Annotated in this window: 16 protein-coding genes, 1 tRNA gene and 5 pseudogenes; 12 read left to right on the top strand and 10 right to left on the bottom strand. The window is 69.2% G+C overall.

Annotated features, from left to right (window positions below; translation table 11 throughout):
* Window positions 1-4: 4 nt before the first annotated feature.
* The 3 genes and pseudogenes from ACFVYL_RS15260 to ACFVYL_RS15250 all read left to right on the top strand — a co-directional run bounded on the left by ACFVYL_RS15260 (window position 5) and on the right by ACFVYL_RS15250 (window position 2,818).
* Window positions 5-277, top strand: coding sequence for a hypothetical protein (locus tag ACFVYL_RS15260; protein ID WP_389715890.1), 273 nt, complete (start codon window positions 5-7; stop codon window positions 275-277).
* Between the two features lie 115 nt (window positions 278-392).
* Window positions 393-527 (top strand): annotated as a pseudogene (locus ACFVYL_RS15255) (RidA family protein); the annotation flags it as partial.
* 299 nt (window positions 528-826) lie between these two features.
* Window positions 827-2,818, top strand: coding sequence for an N-acetylmuramoyl-L-alanine amidase (locus ACFVYL_RS15250; RefSeq protein WP_389715734.1), 1,992 nt, complete (start codon window positions 827-829; stop codon window positions 2,816-2,818).
* A gap of 128 nt (window positions 2,819-2,946) precedes the next feature.
* Here the strand turns inward: ACFVYL_RS15250 and ACFVYL_RS15245 are convergent, their stop codons facing one another.
* Window positions 2,947-5,316 carry a glycoside hydrolase N-terminal domain-containing protein gene (locus ACFVYL_RS15245; RefSeq protein ID WP_389715732.1) on the bottom strand — a complete coding sequence of 790 codons (2,370 nt, stop codon included), beginning with the start codon at window positions 5,314-5,316 and terminating at the stop codon, window positions 2,947-2,949.
* A gap of 239 nt (window positions 5,317-5,555) precedes the next feature.
* On the bottom strand, window positions 5,556-6,056 hold the full coding sequence (locus ACFVYL_RS15240) for a hypothetical protein (protein WP_389715731.1): 501 nt from the start codon (window positions 6,054-6,056) through the stop codon (window positions 5,556-5,558).
* Window positions 6,057-6,293: 237 nt separating this feature from the next.
* Here ACFVYL_RS15240 and ACFVYL_RS15235 point away from each other — a divergent pair, with 237 nt between their 5' ends.
* Complete coding sequence (locus tag ACFVYL_RS15235; protein ID WP_389715729.1) at window positions 6,294-7,019, top strand: leucine-rich repeat domain-containing protein; 726 nt, start codon at window positions 6,294-6,296, stop codon at window positions 7,017-7,019.
* A gap of 14 nt (window positions 7,020-7,033) precedes the next feature.
* Here the strand turns inward: ACFVYL_RS15235 and ACFVYL_RS15230 are convergent.
* The 6 genes and pseudogenes from ACFVYL_RS15230 to ACFVYL_RS15205 all read right to left on the bottom strand — a co-directional run.
* Window positions 7,034-7,198 (bottom strand): annotated as a pseudogene (locus ACFVYL_RS15230) (universal stress protein); the annotation flags it as partial.
* 39 nt (window positions 7,199-7,237) lie between these two features.
* Complete coding sequence (locus ACFVYL_RS15225; protein ID WP_361719802.1) at window positions 7,238-7,480, bottom strand: DUF397 domain-containing protein; 243 nt, start codon at window positions 7,478-7,480, stop codon at window positions 7,238-7,240.
* Between the two features lie 106 nt (window positions 7,481-7,586).
* Window positions 7,587-8,753 (bottom strand): thiolase domain-containing protein, encoded by a 1,167-nt coding sequence (locus ACFVYL_RS15220; RefSeq protein WP_389715887.1) that lies wholly within the window; start codon window positions 8,751-8,753, stop codon window positions 7,587-7,589.
* Window positions 8,754-8,785: 32 nt separating this feature from the next.
* The gene (locus ACFVYL_RS15215; protein WP_389715727.1) at window positions 8,786-9,865 is read right to left on the bottom strand and encodes a thiolase domain-containing protein; all 1,080 of its coding nucleotides are present in this window, start codon (window positions 9,863-9,865) and stop codon (window positions 8,786-8,788) included.
* Window positions 9,865-10,827, bottom strand: a complete 963-nt coding sequence (locus ACFVYL_RS15210; RefSeq protein ID WP_389715724.1) for a Zn-ribbon domain-containing OB-fold protein — start codon at window positions 10,825-10,827, stop codon at window positions 9,865-9,867. Before ACFVYL_RS15210 ends, ACFVYL_RS15215 begins: the two co-directional genes overlap by 1 nt.
* Window positions 10,828-10,923: 96 nt before the next feature.
* Entirely contained in the window at window positions 10,924-11,724 is an 801-nt protein-coding gene (locus ACFVYL_RS15205; RefSeq protein ID WP_389715721.1) for a crotonase/enoyl-CoA hydratase family protein, read from the bottom strand.
* Between the two features lie 210 nt (window positions 11,725-11,934).
* On the opposite strand from ACFVYL_RS15205, the gene ACFVYL_RS15200 reads away from it, so the two are divergent.
* Window positions 11,935-13,572, top strand: a complete 1,638-nt coding sequence (locus ACFVYL_RS15200; protein ID WP_389715718.1) for an acyl-CoA synthetase — start codon at window positions 11,935-11,937, stop codon at window positions 13,570-13,572.
* Window positions 13,541-14,026: pseudogene (locus ACFVYL_RS15195) on the top strand (transposase); the annotation flags it as partial. The gene ACFVYL_RS15200 and the pseudogene ACFVYL_RS15195, both read left to right, overlap by 32 nt.
* Before the next feature lie 194 nt (window positions 14,027-14,220).
* On the opposite strand, the pseudogene ACFVYL_RS15190 reads toward ACFVYL_RS15195, so the two are convergent.
* Window positions 14,221-14,295, bottom strand: a pseudogene (locus ACFVYL_RS15190) (VOC family protein); the annotation flags it as partial.
* An 88-nt stretch (window positions 14,296-14,383) separates the two neighbouring features.
* Here ACFVYL_RS15190 and ACFVYL_RS15185 point away from each other — a divergent pair.
* Together ACFVYL_RS15185 and ACFVYL_RS15180 are read left to right on the top strand one after the other, a co-directional pair.
* Window positions 14,384-16,141, top strand: a complete 1,758-nt coding sequence (locus ACFVYL_RS15185; RefSeq protein ID WP_389715715.1) for a recombinase family protein — start codon at window positions 14,384-14,386, stop codon at window positions 16,139-16,141.
* Between the two features lie 125 nt (window positions 16,142-16,266).
* A pseudogene (locus tag ACFVYL_RS15180) lies at window positions 16,267-16,395 on the top strand (IS5/IS1182 family transposase); the annotation flags it as partial.
* 30 nt (window positions 16,396-16,425) lie between these two features.
* Here ACFVYL_RS15180 and ACFVYL_RS15175 read toward each other — a convergent pair.
* Window positions 16,426-16,854 (bottom strand): hypothetical protein, encoded by a 429-nt coding sequence (locus ACFVYL_RS15175; protein WP_389715712.1) that lies wholly within the window; start codon window positions 16,852-16,854, stop codon window positions 16,426-16,428.
* 739 nt (window positions 16,855-17,593) lie between these two features.
* On the opposite strand from ACFVYL_RS15175, the gene ACFVYL_RS15170 reads away from it, so the two are divergent.
* The 4 genes from ACFVYL_RS15170 to ACFVYL_RS15155 all read left to right on the top strand — a co-directional run bounded on the left by ACFVYL_RS15170 (window position 17,594) and on the right by ACFVYL_RS15155 (window position 21,233).
* Window positions 17,594-17,691 (top strand) — tRNA-OTHER (locus tag ACFVYL_RS15170).
* A gap of 85 nt (window positions 17,692-17,776) precedes the next feature.
* Window positions 17,777-18,136: an HNH endonuclease gene (locus tag ACFVYL_RS15165; protein WP_389715710.1), complete on the top strand. Its 360-nt coding sequence runs from the start codon at window positions 17,777-17,779 to the stop codon at window positions 18,134-18,136.
* Window positions 18,137-19,057: 921 nt separating this feature from the next.
* Window positions 19,058-19,555, top strand: a complete 498-nt coding sequence (locus tag ACFVYL_RS15160) for a phage terminase small subunit P27 family (RefSeq protein ID WP_389715709.1) — start codon at window positions 19,058-19,060, stop codon at window positions 19,553-19,555.
* Between the two features lie 40 nt (window positions 19,556-19,595).
* Window positions 19,596-21,233, top strand: a complete 1,638-nt coding sequence (locus tag ACFVYL_RS15155) for a terminase large subunit (protein ID WP_389715706.1) — start codon at window positions 19,596-19,598, stop codon at window positions 21,231-21,233.
* The last annotated feature ends 19 nt before the right edge of the window (window positions 21,234-21,252 follow it).

The raw sequence follows: 21,252 nt of genomic DNA, 5'->3' as shown, positions 1-21,252 counted from the left end.
CGGCATGGACAGCGACGACGAGCAGCTCCTGCGCGGCCGGGTCTACGGCCAGGATCACGAACACCCGGGCCCGCGGCCCGGCCGGCGTTACGTCGAACTCGTCGGCGGACCGCTGGACGGGCTGCTGCTCGACGTCACCGGCTGGAGGCAGGAGCAGCTCGACGCGGGCGTCGCGCTGCCGACCGAGCTGGGGCGGTTCGGCGCCGGCGGGCGGGCGACGTACGACCCGCGCGGGGGCGATCCGCGCCTGTTCGACTGGTCCGGCGACATCCCATGAACCGGTGGTGGCGGCGGTCACCCAAAGGTTCCCCGGTCACCGAAAAGTGCCTTCTTCCCCGTCGGCCGCCGTTCTCGTCGCCCCCTACCGGCAGGTGTCGATCGCGTCCGGGTCGATGTTCCTGGAGGGGGTGGCACGGGCCGCCAGGAGACTGGGGACCACCCCGGTGCCGCCCGGCACGCTGCTCGGCGTCGCGGCACTGGACGTACCCGCCCACCTGGTCGAGGTCGAAGCCACCGCGGTCCTCGACCGAGGCAGGGATCCCGCGGCCCTGCCCTCCCCCGGCCCGCCCGGTCCCCGCCCCGAAACCGCTCGACCGAACAGGTGGATCTCCGCACCGCTCATTGGTCCATGCCACTGACGCACCGCAGGCGGTGGCGCCACCCCTGGCGAAATCCCGCCCATGACCCGCCGGAACCCGCGCTGACATGGGAAATCCCCTGCCCTGGGCATGATTGACGGATCGTCGGAGAGCCGGTACCACTGACGCACGCCCGGCCCCGCACGCCCCGCCGCGCTTCACCGGCCCAGAAGTCCCAGGAGGCTGCATTGCGAGGATCCGCCACCGCCCCTACCTCGTCCGCGCGCAGACGCACCGTCAGAACGGCGGGCGCTCTCGCGTCGGCCGGTCTGCTGGTGCCGCTGCTCGGCGCGGCCCCGTCGTCGGGCGTTCCCCATCCGGCGCCCACGTCAGGGCTGCAGAGCGCCTTCGCGGCCGCCGCCACCGAGTACCGCGTGCCGCAGAGCGTGCTGCTCGGCGTCTCGTATCTGCAGTCGCGCTGGGACGCGCACGGCGGCGCGGCCAGCGTCACCGGCGGCTACGGACCGATGCACCTCACCGACGCGCGCACCGCCCTGGCCTCGGCTCCGCACCACGGCGAGGGTAAGGAGGACCCGCGCGGCGACACCTCACGCCCGGCCGCGCCGCCCGCGACCGAGGTGCCCGAGGAGTCCGAGATCCCCGCCCGGCTGAGGACGCTGCCCCGCGCGGCCGAGCTCTCCGGCCGGTCCGCCGAGGAGCTGCGCACCGACCCCGCCGCGAACGTCGAGGGCGGCGCCGCGCTGCTCGCCGCGGCCCAGCGGGGACTCGGGAAGCCCTTCAGCGGCGACCCCGCCGACTGGTACGGCGCCATCGCCCGCTTCTCCGGGGCGGACGACCGGGCCACCGCGGCCACGTACGCCAACGACGTGTTCGCCGTCATCCGGGACGGCGAGCGGCGCACCACGGACGCGGGCCAGCGCGTCACGCTCGCGCCGGTGCCGGGCCTGAAGCCCGACGCCGCGCAGGTGGAGCGCATGGGGCTGCGCAGGGCGCCCGCCGGCGAGACGGAGTGCCCGAAGAGCGTGTCGTGCGAGTGGATCCCGGCGCCGTACGAGGAGTTCAAGGACCCCCAGGGCAACCCGGACTACGGCAACCACGACCTGGCGGACCGGCCGAAGAGCCAGAGCATCGACTCGATCGTCATCCATGACACCGAGGGCCGGTGGGAAGGCGTCCTGAAGCTGGTGCAGGACCCCACCTACGTGTCGTGGCACTACACCCTGCGCTCCACCGACGGCCACATCGCCCAGCACGTGAAGGCGAAGGACGTCGCCTGGCACGCGGGCAACTGGTACGTGAACTCCAAGTCGGTCGGCCTGGAGCACGAGGGCTTCCTCACCGCGCCCGACACCTGGTACACGGAGGCGATGTACCGCACGTCGGCCCGGCTGGTGAAGTACCTCGCCAAGAAGTACGACATCCCGCTGGACCGCCAGCACATCCTCGGTCACGACAATGTCCAGGGCACCCTCACGTCGACGATCCCGGGGATGCACACGGACCCAGGGCCGTACTGGGACTGGCAGCACTACTTCACGCTGCTGGGCAAGCCGTTCCACCGCACGGCTGGGTCGGGCGGGGGGCTGGTGACGGTGGCTCCGCAGTACGCCAAGAACCGTCCGCAGTACACGGGTTGCGTCAAGCCCGGTGAGACGTGCGCGCCGCACGGTTCGGCCGCCGTGCGCGTCCACACCGAACCGCGTGACGACGCGCCGCTGATCAAGGACATCGGCAAGCGCCCCGGCGGCCAGGACTCCACCATCGACGTGAACGACACGGGAGCGCGGCTCTCCACCGGTCAGCAGTACGCGGTCGCCGACCGCGAGGGCGACTGGACGGCCGTCTGGTACCTCGGCCAGAAGGCCTGGTTCAAGAACCCGGCGGAACAGCCCACCGCGGTGGACGCGAAGGGCCTCGTGGTGACGCCGAAGGAGGGCACGAGCGAGGTCCCGGTGTACGGGCGCGCGTACCCCGAGAAGGAGGCCTATCCGGCGGGCGTGCCGGTGCAGGCGGTGTCCCCGCTGCCGTACAAGATCCTCGCGGGCCAGCGGTACGCGGTCGGCGACAAGGTGCCGGGCGAGTACTTCTACTCCCCGACCTTCGAGACGGCGCCGCACAAGGTGGTGCGCGGCAAGGACATGTACTACGTGATCCAGTACGGGCACCGGGTCGGCTATGTGCGGGCCGCCGACGTCCAGGTGGCGCAGTCGGGCAAGTAGCCGCGGCGCGAGGCGCCGGGTCCGGGTCCGGGTCCGGGTCCACGTGAGGGTGGGCCCGGACGTGATCTCGTTCCGGCGGCAGGACCAGTCCATGCCTCGTGAGCCCACGGACCCCCTGGGCTCCCCGCTCAGTCGAAGACGTACCGCTGTCCCGCCCGCGCCTTCACCGTCCGCGCACCGTCGCTGAACAGCGCGCTGCGCAGCGTGAGTTCGCGGGTGCGCGACGCGTTCAGGACGATGCGGGTGGCACGGCGCGCCGTCCAGTCGATATCGACGGTCGCACCGCCGCGTGCCCGCAGGCCGCGTACCGAGCCGTCGGGCCATGCCGCGGGCAGTGCGGGCAGGATCTCGATCGCGTCGTGCTGGCTCTGCAGCAGCATCTCCACGATGCCGGACGTCGCGCCGAAGTTGCCGTCGATCTGGAACGGCGGATGGGTGTCCCAGAGGTTGAGCAGCGTCGAGGATTTGAGCTGCTCGCCGAGCATCTTGTGCGCGTGGTCGCCGTCACGGAGGCGCGCCCAGAAGTTGATCTTCCAGGCCTTGGACCAGCCCGTGCCGCCGTCGCCGCGTGCCGTGAGGGAGACCTTCGCCGCCTCGGCCCACTGGCTGCCGGGTTCGATCTGCCGTCCCGGGTGCAGGGCGTAGAGGTGGGAGACGTGCCGGTGGCCGTCCGTGCGGTCGTCCAGGTCGGCCTTCCACTCCTGGAGCTGCCCCCAGGAGCCGATGCGCAGGCCGGGGTCGAGGGCGTCCAGCGCCTTCTCCAACTCGGCGCGGAAGGACGGTGCGTCGCCGAGCAGGCGGGCCGCTTCGAGCGTGTTGGTGAGCAGCTCGTGGACGATCTGCTGGGCCATGGCGCCGCCCGCCGTGAAGTCGCCGTGCTCGGGCGAATAGCTGGGTGTGACGATCAGGGTGCCGTCGCGCGGGTCCGTGCGCAGATTGTCGAGCCAGAACTCGGCGGCCTCCTTCATCGCCGGATAGGCGGTGGTGCGCAGGTAGTCCGTGGAGCCGCCGAAGCGGTAGTGCTCGTAGAGCTGCGCGGTGAGCCAGGCGGCGGCCTCGGGGAACCAGAACGCGGTCGACCAGTCGTGGACCCCGGTGAAGCCGTAGGGGTTGGTCTCGTTGTGGACGACCCAGCCGCGGCTGCCGAACATCTCCTTGGCCGTCCGCCGTCCGGGAGCACGCAGGGCCTCGACGAAGCGGTCGTACGGGGCGGTCGTCTCGGGCAGGTTCGCGGCCTCGGCGAGCCAGTAGTTCATCTGGAGGTTGATGTTGGTGTGGTAGTCGGCGGACCAGGGCGGGGTGGTGCTGTTGTTCCAGACGCCCTGGAGGTTGGCGGGCAGGGAGCCCGCGCGCGAGGAGGCGATGAGGAGGTAGCGGCCGTACTGGAAGAAGAGCGCCTCAAGCGCCCGGTCGGCGGTGGCGTCCGCTCCGGTCCCGTACTGCTTGAGCAGCCGGTCCGTGGGCATGTCGGCGGGCAGTTCCTGGCCGATGTCCAGGGTGACGCGGTCGAACAGGGCGCGGTGGTCCCGCAGATGGCGGGCGCGCAACGCACCGTGACCGGTCCGGACCGCCTCGTCCACGGTGCGGGTGAGGGAGGCGTGCGGGTCGTCGCCCCGGTAGTCGGGGTGGGTGTCGCCGTAGTCCGTGCCCGCGGCGAGGACGAACCACACGTGGTCGGCGCCGGTCACGGTGATGCTTCCGTCGCCGTGCGAGACCCGCTTCCCGCCTCGGTGGCGGACGCGCAGCTGGGCCTCGAACTGCAGGCCGTTGTCGGCGAGTTCACCTCGTACGGTGATCCGGTCGCCGTCCGCCGTCGTGGTGAGGCCGGCACGGGGTGAGGAGTGGCGGAGCGTGCAGGTGACCTGCGCGGGAAGGTCGGCGGAGAGCCGGCCGACGATCACTCCGTCGGGGTAGGAGGCGAAGAACTCCCTTTGGTGACGCGCCTGTTCGTCCCGGTACGTGACGGTCGCGAGGCCCTGTGCCAGGTCGAGGGCGCGGCGGTAGGTGGCATCGGGTGCGGCCGGGGCGCCGGGCACGTCGATGTGGAGGTCGCCGAAGGTCTGGTGGGCGCCGTAGCCGCGCCGGTCCTGGCCGAGTCTCTCCGCGACGGCGTCGGGGGTGAGCCTGCCCTTCTCGTCGAGCTCCTCGCGGACAGCGTCGAGGGCGCCGGGGCGGGGTGCGCGCCAGTTGCCGGAGTCATAGCCCTCCTGGGCGCCGGGCCCGCCGGTCCACAGGGTCTTCTCGTTGAACTGGAGCCGTTCGGAGGTGAGGGTGCCGAACACCATCGCACCGAGGGCGCCGTTGCCGATGGGGAGGGCCTCGCGCTCCCAGTCGACGGCGGGCTCGCCATACCAGAGGAGCGATTCATCGGAGGTGTCGCGCTCCCGCCTCCCGTCGGCCGCCGAGGCGGGACCGGCACCGGTGGCTGCCCCGACCACCCCGGCCATCCCGCCACCTCCCGCAGCCAGCGTGGCAGCGCCGCCGAGCGCGGATCGCATGGTCGTCCTTCGCGTGATCCCCTGAGCCCTCTGAGTCATGACCGGTCACGTTAAAAGTCCGATGACTGGGTCGGCAAGACGCAAAACTGCCCCGGTCCTTGGACGGAACGGGGCAGTTCTTGGACGGAAGTGCTTGGACAAGAGCGCTTGGATGGGAGTGCTTGATCGGCAGGCAGGGGTCGACCGGCGCCAGCGCCGCCCCACAGGGTGACCGACAGTGGTGACCGGCGGTCGCTGTGTCAGCCCTGCTGGAAGAGCTCGGCGGGCAGCGGCTTCAGGAGCGCGTACAGGTCGTCGGTGATCGGCCGGTCCCAGGCGGCGATGGTCACCAGGACGTTGTCACTCCGGTCGAACTGCACGCAGGAGATCCGGCTCTCGGAGAGCTTGAGGCGGCGCACGATGAGGAGATTGTCACCCTGCATCACCGGCACGTCCTCGGAGGAGACGACGGTGACGTCCTCGTCGTTCGCCAGGGCCAGGAGCAGCTGGGCCACCTCGAAGGGGACCTCGCCGTCGGCGGTCTCGCGCGCGGGCGAGCCCTCGGGGAGGTTGCCGATGACCATCGCGGGGCCTCGGCCGCCGAACAGGTCGTACCGCAGGAAGACGCCCTGACAGCTGCCGTCGGGGGCGGGCAGCAGGCCCGCGCCGAGATTGCCGGGCCAGTCACCGGGGTCCATGGCCAGGACGTCGAATTCCGGGCCCGCGGGAGTGGCGGAGCTGCGGCGGCGGAGGAAGGACATGCGCCCATGGTACGTGGCCTTCGGGCTCCGCCTGCGCGGGGGCGGGCGCGTCCCGGGCGATCCGGAACGCGTCGCGCGGGGCGGCGGCGGGTGCGCGACCAGCCACGAAGCGCCCGCCCGCACCCTCGGCGACCCCGGCGCCCCTCCGGAGCGGCCCCGCCCCGGCCCGCCACCGGACCCGCGTCCCCGCACGCGAACCGGACGCATAATGACGCCACCATCGACCACGGGGGACCGGTGACCGACACATCCGTACTGAACTACTGGCACGACGGTCTGGAGGACATACCGGACGAGGTCTGGGACCACCCGGGTCTTGAGGTCCTACTCCTTCCCGACAACGCGCTCACCCGTCTCCCCGCCCGCATCGGCGATCTCAAGACCCTGCACACCCTCGACCTCGGCCACAACAAGCTGCGCTCCGTCCCCGACGAGATCGGCGGGCTCACCGCGCTCAGCCGCTGCCTGTATCTGCACGACAACGACCTCACCGCGCTGCCCGCCTCCCTCGGCCGCCTGCACCGGCTGGCCTATCTGAACGTCGGCGAGAACCGGCTGCCCGCGCTCCCCGAGACGCTCGGCCACCTCGTCGGACTACGTGAACTGCGCGCCCAGCACAATGAATTGACCCGGTTGCCGGAGTCGATCGGCTCGCTCGCCGCGCTGCGCGAACTGTGGCTGCGCGGCAACCGCCTGACCGGGCTGCCGACGGGAGCAGGCCGGCTGCGCGAGCTGCGGGAGCTGGAGCTCCGTGAGAACGCCTTCACCGCCGTCCCGCGGGCGCTGCGCGGCCTGCCGCTCCTGCGCCGCCTCGACCTGCGATCCAACCGCATCACTGACCTCCCTTACTGGACAGCCGAGTTGCCCGCTCTGGAGAAGCTGGACCTGCGATGGAACGACGTCCGAGTGGACGAGGGCCTGCTGCGCGCTCTGGAGGAAAAGGGCTGCGTGGTCCTGTACTGAGGAGCGCGGGTCCCTCAGGCGGCGGGCTCCGGCGGCACCACCGCCACCGGGCAGACCGCGTGCAGCAGGACCGCGTGGGTGACGGAGCCGAGGGTGCGTCCCGGGACCAGCCTGCGCCGGTGCCGGCCGACCACGACGAGCTCGGCGGCAGTGACAGCAGAGGCCCTGCCGTCACCGGGTGGTGGCGGCAGGGCCGTGTGCCGTGCGGGAACGGCTGCCTACGTCAGATCGAACTCGCCCGCGCGGGCGCCGTGCACGAAGGCCCCCCACTCCGCGGGGGTGAAGATCAGGGAAGGGCTCTCCGGGTGCCCACTGTTGCGCATCGCGACGAATCCTTCGACGAAGGCGATCTCCACATCTCCTCGCCCCTCGCTGCTGGATCGCCAGTCCGCCGTGCTGAGGTCGAGCTCCGGCTTGTGCCAGCCCGCGAGCGGATGCTGCTGAGTGGTGCTGTCGGCCACGTCCGTGCTCCTCCCGAATGCGTCGTCCGGCGCCAGCCTAGCTTTCGCTCCGGGCGCCGGACAGGCCGCGGCGGCAGGACCTCGGTCCGCCCGGCGGGCCCACCGCTCAGGTGGTGGGCGGTTCGGCTCCGACGAGCCACATGGAGAAGAACTGCGCGCCGCCGCCGTAGGCGTGCCCAAGTGCCCTGCGGGCGCCGTCGACTTGGTGCTCCCCCGCCTGGCCGCGCACCTGGAGCGCCGCCTCGGCGAAGCGGATCATGCCGGAGGCGCCGATGGGGTTGGCCGAGAGGACACCGCCGGACATGTTCACCGGAAGGTCACCGTCCAGTTCCGTCACGCCGGACTCGGTGAGCTTCCAGCCCTCACCCTCCGCCGCGAAGCCTAGGTTCTCCAGCCACATCGGCTCGTACCAGGAGAACGGCACGTACATCTCCACGGCATCGATCTCCCGGCGCGGGTCCGCGATGCCGGCCTGCCGGTAGACGTCGGCCGCGCAGTCCTTGCCCGCCTGCGGCGACACGAAGTCCTTGCCCGCGAAGAGCGTCGGTTCGCTGCGCATCGCGCCGCCGTGCATCCAGGCAGGCGGCCGGGGCGAACGGGCCGCGCCCGCGCGGTCGGTGAGGATCATCGCGCAGGCGCCGTCGGAGGACGGGCAGGTCTCGGAGTAGCGGATCGGGTCCCAGAGCATCGGCGATGCCTGGACCTTCTCCAGGGTGATGTCCTGCTCGTGGAGGTGCGCGAACGGGTTCTTCAGGGCGTTGCGGCGGTCCTTGTACGCGACGAGTGAGCCGACCGCGTCGGGGGCGCCGGTGCGCCTCATGTAGGCGCGCACGTGCGGCGCGAAGAAGCCGCCCGCGCCCGCGAGCAGCGGCTGCTGGAAGGGGATGGGCAGCGACAGGCCCCACATCGCGTTGGATTCCGACTGCTTTTCGAAGGCGAGGGTCAGGACGGTGCCGTGGACGCGGCCCGCGACGAGGTTGGCGGCGACGAGCGCCGTGGACCCTCCGACGGAGCCCGCCGTGTGCACGCGGAGCATGGGTTTGCCGACGGCTCCGAGCGCGTCGGCGAGGTACAGCTCCGGCATCATGACGCCCTCGAAGAAGTCGGGCGCCTTGCCGATGACGACGGCGTCGATGTCCGCCCACGTCAACTCCGCGTCCGCCAGAGCTCGTTGTGCTGCCTCCCGGACGAGACCCGCGATCGAGACGTCCCGCCGCGCGGCCACGTGCTTGGTCTGCCCGATCCCGACGACGGCGACGGGCTCCTTGCCCACCGCAGGGCTCGCCGAGCGGCCCGCCGAGTTGCTCATCGGGTGTCTCCTTCCAGGACGGCGACCAGGTTCTGCTGGAGGCAGGGCCCGGACGTGGCGTGGGCGACGGCGCGGTCCGAGCCACCCCGGTGGATGCGGGCGGCGGCCTCGCCGAGCCGGATGAGTCCGGCGGCCATCACCGGGTTGGCGGCGAGCGCGCCGCCCGACGGGTTGACGCTGACGTCCTCACCGAGCTTCAGGGCCTTGCGCAGGACGACCTCCTGCGAGGTGAAGGGGGCGTGCAACTCGGCTGTGTCGACGGGCCGTTCGAAGACTCCGGCGCGCTCCGCGGCCAGGCGGGTGGACGGCGAGTCGGTCAGGTCGCGCACTCCGAGGGCGTGCGCCTCGATGCGGTGGTCGATGCCGCGGATCCAGGCAGGGCGCGCGCACAGCTCCCGGGCCCGCTCCCCCGCCGCGAGGATCACGGCGGCGGCTCCGTCGCCGATCGGCGGGCAGTCGCCGGTGCGCAGGGGACGTACGGCGTACTCGCCCTGCGCGAGCGAACCCCGCAGCTGCGCATGGGAGTTGGCGGCCGCGTCGGCCCGGCTGCGGCTCGCGACCCCGGCGAGCGCGGGCTCGTCGGTCTCCCCGGCGTCGATCAGCGCCTGCGCCTGGAGCGCGGCGAGCGCCACGGAGTCGGGCCAGAGCGGGGCGACGTAGTACGGGTCGAGCTGCCGGGTCAGCACGTCGCGCACGGAGCCGGGCGAGGACTTGCCGTACGCGTAGACGAGCGCGGTGTCGGCCTCGCCGGTCTGCAGCTTCACCCACGCCTCGTACAGCGCCCAGGCGCCGTCCATCTCGACGTGCGACTCGGAGATCGGCGGCCAGGCGCCGACCCCGTCGAGCGCCATGGTGAAGGAGAAGGCGCGCCCGGCGAGGTAGTCCGACGAGCCGGAGCAGGTGAAGCCGATGTCGCTGGTCCTGAGACCGGTGGCGGCGAGGACCTCGTGCAGCACCGGCATGAGCATCTCGACCTCGGAGAGCTCGTCGGTGGTGCGCCGGTGGTCGCTCTGCCCGAAGGCGACGACGGCGACGTCGCGGGCGGGCCGCATCACGGACGGTTTGCGGGGCGCCATCAGACCAGCTCCTTGTACGTGTCGTAGTCGGCGTCGGGCTCGCCCGCGGGCCGGTAGTGATCGGGGTAGCCGCCGCCTTCGGTCCACACGGGCTCGACGCGCAGGCCCATGCGGACCTCGTCGTAGGGGATGCCCGCGATGCGTGCGTGCAGGGCGAGGTCGGCGCCGTCGAGGGCGATGTGCGCGTAGACGTAGGGGACTTCGATGTCGAGGTTCTTCGCCTTGATGTTGACGATGCAGTACGTGGTGACGGTGCCGCGCGGTCCGACCTCGACCCGTTCCACCGTGGCGACGCCGCAGGTGGGGCAGGCGCCGCGCGGCGGTACGTACACCTTGCGGCAGGACGGGCAGCGCTCACCGACGGTCTTGCGCTCGGAGAGGGCGTGGATGTAGGCGGACTGGGCGCGGCCGGGCGAGTAGGTGTAGTCGAGGCGCGCGGCCGCGACGATCCCGGTCACGGGCTCCTCGAACTCGCCGCTGTGCGGACCGGTCCGTGGCGGCTCGCCGACGCCTTCGTACGCCTCGAAGCAGGCGATGTCCGTGATGGCGCCGACGCGTTCGGCGGCCCAGCGGATCCGGACCCGCATCCCGGTGCGCACCGCCTCAGGGCCGGGGGCGTCCAGGGCGTGCAGCAGGGCGGTGTCGGCGCCGTCGAGCTTGACCAGGACCCAGGCGAAGGGGGTGTCGAGGGGCTGGCCGCGGCGGGGCTCGTGGTTCCAGGCCCAGGTGGTGACGGTGCCGGTCGTGGCGACCTCGGTCAGGTCGCGCAGCTCGTCGGCGGTCACCGGGTCGTACTCGACGGGCGGCACGAGCGTGCGCCCGTCGACGGTCCTGACGCCGAGCACGGTGCGTTCGCGCAGTCCGGTGAGGAAGGCGCTCTGCACGGGGCCGAGGGAGCGGGTGAAGGGGAACTCGACGACCAGGGGCGCGCGCAGCACTTCGGGGGACGTAGCCGATGCCATATCCGGAACTCCGTTTCGAGCGACGACGGGGCGCCCCTGCACGGGGCGCGGGGAACTGCGCGACCAGCCACGACGGCCTCGCGGTCGAGGAACGGCCTACTCGCGCCGGAACACGGGGGCCCGTTTCTCCGCGAAGGCCCTGGAGCCCTCCTTCGCGTCGGCCGTGTCGAAGACCGGCCACCCCCTTTTCAGCTCGGCGGCGAGCCCGTCCGCCTCCGTGAGCTCGGCGGCTTCGTACACGGACGCCTTGACCGCCTCCACGGCCAGGGGCCCGCAGGCGTTGATCTGCTCGGCGATGACGAGGGCCTTCTCCAGGGCGGCGCCGTCGGGGACGACATGGCCGACGAGCCCGATGGAGGCGGCCTCGGCCGCCGAGTACGGACGGCCGGTGAGCAGCATCTCCAGCGCGTGCGTCCGCGGGATCTGCCGCGGGAGCCGCACGGTCGAGCCCCCGATGGGGAAGAGCCCCCGCCTGACCTCGAAGAGCCCGAAAGTCGCCGACTCCCCCGCCACGCGGATGTCGGTGCCCTGCAGGATCTCCGTGCCGCCCGCCACGCAGTAGCCCTCGACGGCCGCGATGACGGGTTTGCGGGGGCGGTGGTGCCGCAGTATCGCCTTCCAGTGCAGTTCGGGGTCGGCCTTGAGCCGGTCCCGGTACTGCTCGCCCTCCATGCCCTTGCCCGCGAGGGCCTTCAGGTCCATGCCCGCGCAGAACGCGCCGCCCGCGCCGGTGAGCACGACCGAGCGGACCTCGTCGTCCGCGTCGGCCGCGAGCCATCCGTCGTAGAGGCCGACGAGCATCGCGAGGGACAGCGCGTTCTTCGCGTCGGGCCTGTTCAGTGTGAGTATCAGTGTGGCGCCTTCGCGCCGCACGGAGAGGTGTTCCGTCCCACCCATGTGCCGTGCTCCCTCCATCGACGGCCACCGAACGGCCGGCCTGTCGCGTCCGGACCTGGAACAGGTTGCAGTAGCCGGGGAGCCAGTTCAATAGTTTTCTGACACTCAGTCAGTTTTCTTGCGCAGGACCCCTTCCCACTTGGTGGCGGCTCTGCTCTGATGACCGCCAAGTCAGACGTCACCGTGGGCACCGGGGTCAGGAGGAGTGCGGTGGAGTACAACCTTGCCGACCTGTTCGAGTCCGTCGTCGACGTGGTCCCCGACCGCGAGGCACTCGTCTACATCGACCACCCCGGCTCGGGCGCGGAGCACCGGCTGACCTATGCCGCGCTCGACACGGCCGCCAACCGCATCGCCCACCACCTCCTCGACAGCGGTCTGCGGCCCGGCGAGCACCTGGGCCTGCACCTGTACAACGGCGTCGAGTACCTGCAGACCGTGCTCGGCTGCCTCAAGGCACGTCTCGTCCCGGTCAACGTCAACTACCGCTACGTGGAAGAGGAGTTGGTCTACCTCTACCGCGACGCGGACCTCGCGGCGCTCGTCTTCGACGCCGAGTTCACCGAGCGCGTCGCGGCCGCCCTGCCGCGCACGGAGAAGCTGCGGCACCTGATACGGGTGGGGGCGCCGCCCGCGGCCGCTCCCCCGCTCGACGTGGTGTCCTTCGCCGACGCGGAGACGGCGGGCTCACCGGAACGTGGCTTCGGGCCGCGCTCCGGCGACGATCTGTTCATCATCTACACCGGCGGCACGACCGGCATGCCCAAGGGCGTCATGTGGCGCCAGGAGGACCTGTTCTTCGCGGGGCTCTTCGGCGGCGAGCCGACGGGAGAGCCGGTCAAGCGGCCCGAGGAACTCGCCCAACGCGTCGCGGCGGGCAGCCCCGGCCTCACCTTCTTCCCCGCGCCTCCGCTGATGCACGGCACGTCGACGCTGACGTCGTTCATCGCCTTCAACTACGGGCAGCGGGTGGCCCTGCACCGAAAGTACGTCCCCGAAGAGGTGCTGCGCACCATTGAGCGAGAGAACGTCTCCAGCGTCTCCCTCGTCGGCGACGCCATGCTCAGGCCGCTCATCGACGCGCTGCGCGGCCCGCTGCGGGGCACCGACCTGTCGTCGCTGTTCAGCGTCTCCTCGTCCGGGGCGATCATGTCGGAGACGGTCCGCGCACAGTTCCAGGAGCTCGCGCCGAACGTTCTGCTCCTGAACAACTTCGGCTCCTCCGAGTCCGGTTCCAACGGCAGGGCGACGGACGACTCGGGCCCGGAGAAGGGCTTCCGCCTGGAGGTCAACGAGCGCACACAGGTGGTGGACCCGGCGACGTACGAGCCGGTCCCGGCAGGCGAGCCGGGCCGCCTCGCGCAGCGCGGACACGTACCGCTCGGCTACTACAACGACCCGGCGAAATCGGCCGAGACCTTCTTCCAGAAGGGCGGGGAGCGCTGGGTCCTGCTCGGCGACATGGCGACGGTCGACGAGGACGGCATCGTCACCGTCCTCGGCCGCGGTTCGCAGTGCATCAACACGGGCGGCGAGAAGGTGTACCCGGAGGAGGTCGAACAGGCCCTCAAGTCCCACCCCGACGTGTACGACGCGCTGGTAGCCGGAGTGCCCGACGAGCGGTGGGGCAGCCGGGTGGCCGCGATCGTCCAACTCCGCTCCGGTGCCCCCTCGTTGGACCTGGCGGCAGTGCAGTCCCACTGCCGGGAGCGACTCGCCGGCTACAAGATCCCGCGGTCCGTCGTCTTCACGGACCACATCCAGCGCTCACCGAGCGGCAAGGCGGACTACCGGTGGGCGAAGGCGGTGGCGGCCGGTGGCCGTGAAGGGTCCGCCGGTACGGCCTAGGCCGTGTATCGGAAGTGGATCTCGAGCCGTGAAAACTCATGGTTCATGGCGCGGAGAGATCTCACGGACGAGCAGTAGGCGGTGTTGGAGTCGTTGTTGCCTAAGGGGACGAAGGCAGAGCGGCCGCCCGTTCGGTCCCGGCGTGGGACGCTCCCGCGGCGGGTTCACCACCAAGCTGCACCTGGCCGTCGAGCAAGGTCAGAAGCCCCTGTCGATCGTAGTCACGGCAGGGCAGCACGGGGACTCACCGCAGTTCGAACCCGTGCTGGAGAAAGTCCGCGTGCCCCGCACCGGGCCGGGCCGGCCACGTGTCCGTCCCGACCGCGTGCGGGCCGATAAGGCGCATGCCTCCCCCAGGAACCGTGCCTACCTGCGCCGCCGGGGAATCCGCTGCACCATCCCGGGCAAGGCCGACCAAGCCCGCAACCGCAAGAAGCTTGGTTCTCGCGGCGGCTGTCCGCCGAAGTTTGACCCGGAGGATTACAAGGCCCGCCACGCGGTCGAGTGCGGCATCAATCGCCCAAAGGCACCTCGCCGTGGCCACACGGTACGACAAGCTTTCGGTCCGCTACGAGGTCCTCGTAGCGGCCATCAGCAAGTGGCTGTGAGCAGCGGTCATACGAAACCGGCCAGGATGGCGCGTGATCATCAAGAACTCATCACAGCGCGGTCGGACTCGCTGCGAAGAACGCAGAATTCGTTGCCTTCGGGGTCTCCCAACACTCCCTTCTAGCGGTTCTGGAGTGTGGCCATGGCGGCATCGGTGCTGGTCAAGGGTGTTAGTGGGATCTCTCCGCTCTCTACAGAGAGCATGACGACCACCCCCCGAAACCCGCTCGCGGGCACGGTCTACACCGAGACCCTGCGGGGTGTGCGGTGCGTCCGGCTCTCCGTACTCACCGACGAGACCACCAGCCCCGAGCGGCAGCGCGAAGCCGACGACAAGATTGCCGCCGAACTCGGGGTGAGCTTCGGCGAGGGTGACGGGCTCCGCGAAGCCGTGGACCTTGACGTATCTGCTTCTAAGGTCTCCCCGTTCGACCGTCCCGCCCTCGGTTCGTGGCTCGCTCGCCCCGAGGACTTTGACGTCCTGGTCTGGTGGCGGTTTGACCGTGCCATCCGGTCCATGAGCGACATGCACGACCTCGCCAAGTGGGCGAAGGCGCACCGGAAGATGCTCGTTTTCGCCGAGGGCATCGGCGGGGGCAAGCTCGTCTTTGACTTCCGCAACCCCATGGACCCCACGTCCGAACTCATGATGATGATGCTGGCCTTTGCCGCTCAGGTGGAGTCGCAGAGCATCACGGACCGCGTCACCGGTGCCATGGCAGCCATGCGCCGTATGCCGCTCCGGTGGCGTGGTGGCGGTCGTCCCCCGTACGGCTACATGCCCGCCCCCATGCCCAAGGAACACGGCGGTATCGGCTGGACGCTCATACCGGACCCGGACGCCGTCACAGTCATCGAGCGCATCGTGCGAGAGCTGTTGGAAGGCAAGACCGTTTCGGCAATCGCCGTGGGGCTCAACGCGGACGGGAAGCCGAGCCCGCGCGACCACTGGGCAGTGAAGAACGGGCGCAAGACCGGCGGCAAGACTGGCGGAGTCAAGGGCAACACCAAAGACGCGTTCAACTGGAACCCCGCGGTCATTACGCGGATGCTCCGCAACGAAACGTTGCTCGGCTGGAAGATGCACCGGGGCAAGCCCGTCCGGGACGCCGAGGGCAACCCGATCATGCAGACCGAACAGCCGATCATGACCCGCGAAGAGTTCGACCGGATCGGCGCAGTTCTCGACTCCCGCAGCATCGACAACCGGGAACGGTCAGACACGGACGCACTGCTGTTGCGCGTGATCCACTGCGACTCGTGCGGGGGCCGCATGTACCTCAACAAGCAGGACAACAAGCAGCACCCCACCTACAAGTGCAACCCCTACGCGCGGGGGTTCAAGTGCGACCGATCCGCCAACATCAGAGGCGATTGGGCGGACGAGTACGTGACCGCGGAGTTCCTGCGGCTGGTCGGCTCCGTTCAGACGACACACGTCGTCGAGATTCCCGGCTATGACCCCGCCCCCGAACTTGCCGCCACCCTCGCCGAGTTCAACGAGCACCAGGAACAGCAAGGGCGGCAGAAGTCCAAGCACGCGCGGCAGGCGTGGCAGGAACGGGCTGACGCCCTGGACGCGCGGATTGCCGATCTGGAGACCCGCGAGAAGCGCGACGCACAGCGCATCGTGACTCCCACGGGCCGCACGTTCGCGGACGAGTGGGCAGCCGCAGACACTGCGGGCCGACGAGCCATGCTCATTGAAGCGGGGGTTCGGCTGGACGTACGGCGCGGTACCCGTGGCGGGTGGCGGAAGCTGGACACGTCCCGCGTGGACTTCCACATGCGCGGAGAGTTGGACCCCGCCGCTGAAGCCGCTACGGCCAACGCTGCGGACCAGGAAGCCGAGACCCGCAACGACGCACCCCCGGCACCGGGTAACACGGTCCGGCTCGCCGAGCCCGCCCCCGAGCTGGTCCCGGCTGCCGAGCCCGTGCGCGAACTGGTGGCCGCGTAGCCCGGTACAGTTCGGCGCGCGGCTAGTGCAATCGGGTTGTATGCGGTTGCAGTACAGCTAGCGCGTGTCCCTTAGATGGACTGGTCAGGTTGGGTGTGCCTGGCCGAATAGTGATCAGCGATGCGATGTGGGACCGGATCAAGCCCTTAATATCGGCCGATCCGGTCCCACGACGACGGCGGGCCAATCACCGTCACACCCTTGAGGCCGTCACCCGGAAGTACCGCACCAATTCACCCCTGCGTGACTTGCCAGGCTAAATTGGGCCGTTCCGGCTGCTCGCATCAGTCCAAACTTTTTACCTTCGCAGTTCCGGTAGTCCCGGCGAACACCGTGTTCCCCTGATAGGTGAACGTGGCTGTCTTCCCGACGGTGCTGCTACTGGTGTTGATTTCGCAGGCGAACTTGCCCAGGAGATCTGTCGTAGCCTGGCATTCGTAACCGCCAGGAACGACCACCTTGACCGGCTGGCCGGGCACCGGAACGAGGTTTGTCACGTCTTCCGTGAGACGACCGCTGATGTTCAGTTCGCCCAGTAGGTCACCGGCGTCGAGCTCCGTGAACTTTGTCGGGACGATGGACGCGACCTGCTTGGTTCCGTGCGCGGCGGGGGCCGGAGTGGCCCAGGCTGCTCCCGAAGTGATACCCGCGGTCAAGAGGGACGTCACGGCGAGAGCCATCACTGTCTTGGTCAGTTTCAGGAGATCTCCCATCTCGATTCATTCACTAGATGGAGTGTTCCCATCGCGGCAGCTTAAGAACGCGGATATGACAGTTCACCCGTCTGGCCGATGACACTCGAAATCCCCGCCTCGCTGAATGCGCCCTAAGATGCACTACGCGCCCCCTGCGCCTTCTCAATATTCCCAACAGCACCACGCAACCCTAGATCCCCTTGTGTGCGGTTGCAGTGCAACTAGCCGTACGAGCCCCGGTCGGCCGTCGGACTGGTCGGGGCTCTGCGATGGCCGCAGACGGGCGCACAGGCTCGCCGAGGGCAGCAGGACCAGCGGGCGGAGCCATGGCGATATGACGGTTAGAGGGGTTCTTTTGATTACGTCTAAAAAATAGAGAGAAAACCAAACCGGCATCTGAACCGTCATCCCGTCATGCTCACGGCGGGATCTTCATGCTCTCCACAACAAGTGAGAGAGCGAAACGGGCCCCCGGATCACATCGGATGCCGGGATCTTTCCGCTCTCCACAACAAGTGAGAGCGGGTTACCGCGCACCCCACCAACCCGGAAACGGCGGACCGAGTGCCCGACTCTCACCAGCTCTGCCCGTGCAGCACGCACCCGCCAAGGGTGGCCGCAGTGGTCGTGAGGCAGAGCGCGGGGAGACCGCACCGCCCACTAGTAACCGCCCCTTGCCCGGGGTGCCGAACGGGGTTGTAAGCACGTGTGGTCTCCCCATCGTGTCCGGACCGGCCGAGCCGGCGAGGACGACCAAGCCCACATGACCCAATGGCAGAGGTGCGCGGTACCGGCCCCCTCGGGGAGACCCGTACACAATCCGCAGAGTTCCCGGTTCGACTCCGGGTGTGGGCACGGTGTCTTTGACCAGCACGTATGCCGTTCGCCCCGAGGGTGACAACGAGCACCAGGACGACGAGCTAGAGGGGGGTGCGGAACAGTGCGTTGTATCGACTGCACCAGCCCGGCGACGCACCGCGGACGCTGCGAGAACCACCACCAGGCTTACGGCAAGCGGGCTTCGGTCCGTGCTCGGCGTGCTCGCCGCGCGGTGCTCGTCCGGGTGTTCTCGGGGGCCGCTCGGCTCCGTGCTCTGGTCGGTGCCCGTGGTGGTGCCCGCTGTGCACGGTGCGGCTCGCTCGTCCTCGCGGTCGTGGTGGACGTGGACCACATGCAGCCGCTCGCACTCGGGGGTGAGGACACGGACGGCAACGTTCAAGCCCTGTGTCATGGCTGTCACTTGGTTAAGACCGCCGAGGACTTTCCGTTCACTGGTTCATCTGGACCTGGTTCGTCATGAACCTTCACCGGGACGTGAGCCACGCTGCGAGCCCACTTCCTGTGGCCGTGGCGAGAGCTGCAACCAGCCACCCGGGCACTCGCTGAATCGTCAAGTGCAGTCCGCCGCAGCGGAGTTCGAACGCAGGGGCCTGGCTTCCAACCGTCTTCCGAGTCATGGCGCCTATCTCAGCGCATCTGCGGTGGGCATAGCTACGCCATACCTCTGCCACTTCGGCGCCACTTTCAACGGGTGCTTACGCCCGTTTTCGGACGCACCTGCATACGTCCTGCGGTATGTCAATGCCATAGCTGCGCCACTTGCGGCCACTTCGGCACCTTCTGCATATGCCCTGCGGCATGTCAACGCCAAAGCGACCCCACTTGCCGCCACTTCGGCAGCCCGCTCCCTGGAGGTGGTCTCCCTGCCCCGCAAGCCCCGCCCCCCGTGCTCGGTCCCCGGCTGCCCCGAACTCACCACGGGTGGACGCTGCCCGACACATGCGAGGGAAGCCGAGCAACAGCGAGGGACGACCACGGCCAAGGGATACGGCGTCCGATGGGAGCGCATCCGTAAGCGCTACCTCTACGCGCATCCGTGGTGCGTGCTCTGCTCTCGCACCGCGACGGTGGCCGACCACTTCCCCGAGTCACGGCGTGCGCTGGTCGCTGGGGGTGTCAGCGATCCGGACGCATGGTCTCGTCTGCGTCCGCTGTGCACGACGTGCCACAACCGCGAGACCGCGAAGCACCAGCCCGGCGGATGGGCAGCCGAACGCGTCAAGCCTCGCCGCTCATGAGCTGGTGACCAGGCAGGGGCCCCCTACTCCTCCCGCAAAAGAACGGCAGGGAGGCAAAAAACTCGCGCCGCAGCTACCGCCTTTTGCGCGGGGCTCTGCGCTGCCTACATGACCGACTCACAACCCATGGAAGGGGTGAGGGAATGGCAGACCCAACGCGCAAGACACCGCCGTTGCAGGTGATCCGCGAGGGCAACCCCGGCAAGCGCCCTGTTTCCGAGGGTGTGCGGGTTCCGCCCGCCGAGCTGTCCGAGCCCGATTGGCTGGACACGTTCGGGGACGCTGGTGGAGATCAGCGCGCGGTGAACGCCCGGTGCAGGGAAGTCGCTTCCCGCGAGTGGCGACGCGTCGTCCCGGTACTGGAGTTCACGGCCGGTATCGGCACGGTGGACACCGCCACGCTTACGGATTACTGCATTTGCGTCGCCCGTATCGACCAGTGCGAGCGGGAGATATCCGCGAACGGGATTCTCATGCAGGGCGAACGCGGAATGCAGAAGAACGGCGCAACCACCATAGTCGGGCAGTACCGCTCACAGCTTGCCCGGTACATCGGAGAACTCGGGTTGTCCCCGTCCGCCCGTGGCCGACTGACACCGCCGGATGACCGCGGGGGCGAGGATGACGGGATCTTTGACTGACGCTCTGCCCGTCCCTCTGGACGCTCTGTACGAACTCGGATTGACCGAGGACGAGATAGCCGAAGCGGTGGAGTCCCGCCCGCTGGTCGTTGCTCAACAGGCAGCAGACGCAGCGGGCGCGTATTTCGACGTGGCAGCCGCTCGGCGAGCTATCGACGCTATCCAGTCGTTCAAGCACACCAAGGGGCGTTGGGGTTCAACTCGGTTGAAGCTCTCGCCGTGGCAGACGGTATGGGTGATTGCCCCGATCTTCGGATGGCTCGCTCATGACCCCGAGCTAGGGCGAGCGGTGCGGGTCATCCGGTCCGCATGGATTGAGGTTCCCCGCAAGAACGGGAAATCAACACTCTCGTCCGGCATTGGCCTGGTGCTGTTGCTCGCAGACCGAGAGATCGGGGCAGAGGTATACGCGGCTGCGGGAAGCCTTCCGCAAGCCGAACGCGTCTTTGACGACGCTAAGCGCATGGCTCTGACTTCCCGAGCCGTACGGGGCCGCGTAGAGGTTCTGCGGGGGCTTATCCGGGTCCCGCGGACCGGCGGCATCTTCCGCGCACTGTCCAAGATTGCCGAGACTGCCCACGGGCTCAACGTCTCCGGGGCAATTGTGGATGAGGTGCACGTCCACAAGCGGCGTGACCTTATCGACGCTATCGAGACCGGCACAGGCGCGCGTGATCATCCTTTGGTTATCTACATCACCACTGCGGATGAGGGCACCGAGGGCAGCATTTACGACGAGAAACACACGTACACCCGCCGATGTGCGGACGGGATCGTTGCCGACCCTGGACACTACGGCGTCATATGGGCTGCCGAGGAGAAAGACGATCCGTTCGCCGAGAGCACGTGGCGAAAGGCGAATCCAGGACTCGGCGCGTCACCCTCGCTCGCCTACATGCGGCGGGAAGCCAACAAGGCCAAATCCACCCCGAGTTACTTCCCTACGTTCTGCCGGTTGTCTCTCAATCGCCGTATGCGAGCCGCTAGCCGTTGGCTGCCGCTCTCGCTGTGGGACGAGAACAACGGGGCGGTCAATGACAAGTCATTCCGGTACCGGCGGGCATGGGGCGGGGTAGACCTGTCCGCGGTGTCCGACCTTTCCGCTTGGGTCCTCGCGGTTGAATCCCGTGTGCCCGGCGTGGAGTTGGAACTAGTCTCGCGGTTCTGGCTGCCCGAGGAACGAGCCGACGAGCTAGAGCAACAGCTACAGGTTCCGATCCGGCAATGGGCTGCCGAGGGTCTGCTAACGCTCACCGAGGGCGACGCAATCGACTATGACGCCATCGAGAAACAGATTATGTCGGACTGTCGTCGGCTGGACGTGCAGCGCATTTCCTATGACCGCATGTTCGCGGGGCAGCTCGTACAGCGCGTCGAAACCAAAACCCGCGGCGTGGACGTGGTGCCAATTGCGCAAACCTATCTAGGGATGTCCCCCGGCTGTAAAGAGCTGGAACGGCTCTTGCGTGAGGGACGGATTCGGCACGGCGGTAACCCGGTGCTTCGCTGGAACGCATCTGTGGTGGAGGTGTACCGCGACGGAAACGACAACATGAGACCCGTCAAACCGGACCGCGGAAAGTCGTCTGCCCGTATTGACGGGATAGCCGCTGCGGTCATGGCTCTAGACGGATACGTACGCCGACCGTTGAAGCGCGCCCGCGCTGCAAGTGCATAGGGGGCCCGGCTTAGGTCTC

Origin of the sequence: Streptomyces sp. NPDC058308, assembly GCF_042880275.1 — a bacterium.
In the GTDB taxonomy this organism is placed as follows: Bacteria; Actinomycetota; Actinomycetes; order Streptomycetales; family Streptomycetaceae; genus Streptomyces.
Note: the sequence above shows the minus strand (reverse complement) of the source record. Positions and strands in the feature narration are given on the sequence as shown.

Bases quoted from the DNA above. Each gene is read 5' to 3' on its own strand.
- ACFVYL_RS15185 (WP_389715715.1), top strand. From the start codon at position 14,384: ATGACGACCACCCCCCGAAACCCGCTCGCGGGCACGGTCTACACCGAG.
- ACFVYL_RS15245 (WP_389715732.1), bottom strand. From the start codon at position 5,316: ATGCGATCCGCGCTCGGCGGCGCTGCCACGCTGGCTGCGGGAGGTGGC.
- ACFVYL_RS15160 (WP_389715709.1), top strand. From the start codon at position 19,058: ATGGCAGACCCAACGCGCAAGACACCGCCGTTGCAGGTGATCCGCGAG.
- ACFVYL_RS15240 (WP_389715731.1), bottom strand. From the start codon at position 6,056: ATGTCCTTCCTCCGCCGCCGCAGCTCCGCCACTCCCGCGGGCCCGGAA.
- ACFVYL_RS15205 (WP_389715721.1), bottom strand. From the start codon at position 11,724: ATGGGTGGGACGGAACACCTCTCCGTGCGGCGCGAAGGCGCCACACTG.
- ACFVYL_RS15175 (WP_389715712.1), bottom strand. From the start codon at position 16,854: ATGGGAGATCTCCTGAAACTGACCAAGACAGTGATGGCTCTCGCCGTG.
- ACFVYL_RS15260 (WP_389715890.1), top strand. From the start codon at position 5: ATGGACAGCGACGACGAGCAGCTCCTGCGCGGCCGGGTCTACGGCCAG.
- ACFVYL_RS15215 (WP_389715727.1), bottom strand. From the start codon at position 9,865: ATGGCGCCCCGCAAACCGTCCGTGATGCGGCCCGCCCGCGACGTCGCC.
- ACFVYL_RS15210 (WP_389715724.1), bottom strand. From the start codon at position 10,827: ATGGCATCGGCTACGTCCCCCGAAGTGCTGCGCGCGCCCCTGGTCGTC.